The sequence below is a fragment of the Parvimonas sp. D9 genome (assembly GCF_035282565.1).
GTDB classification, from domain to species: Bacteria; Bacillota; Clostridia; order Tissierellales; family Peptoniphilaceae; genus Parvimonas; species Parvimonas micra.
The window spans coordinates 1-232 of sequence record NZ_JAYKBM010000282.1 but is presented as its reverse complement, the minus strand read 5'-3'; the positions used below and the strand labels follow the sequence as shown (position 1 = coordinate 232).

The following is a 232-nucleotide window of genomic DNA, read 5'->3' as shown; positions in this document are numbered from 1 at the left end:
CCTTTCGAAGTTTGCCCGCGTGGTCGAATTCTTTGCAGCACGTCCGCAGATCCAGGAGAAGTTTACCGAGCAGGTATTCGCGGCCCTATCCTTCGTCTTGGAAACGGATGATATCGCTGTTGTTTGCAAGGCCAAACACTTCTGCATGCATGCGCGTGGGGCCAAGCAGCACAACAGTCTGACGACTACCAATAAGATGGGTGGTCTATTCATGACGAATGATGCTCTTCGG

Annotated in this window: 1 protein-coding gene; it reads left to right on the top strand. The window is 52.2% G+C overall.

Annotated features, from left to right (window positions below):
• Nucleotides 1-232: GTP cyclohydrolase I (locus VJI94_RS08880; protein ID WP_324009114.1), on the top strand; the 232-nt coding region annotated here is incomplete at both ends.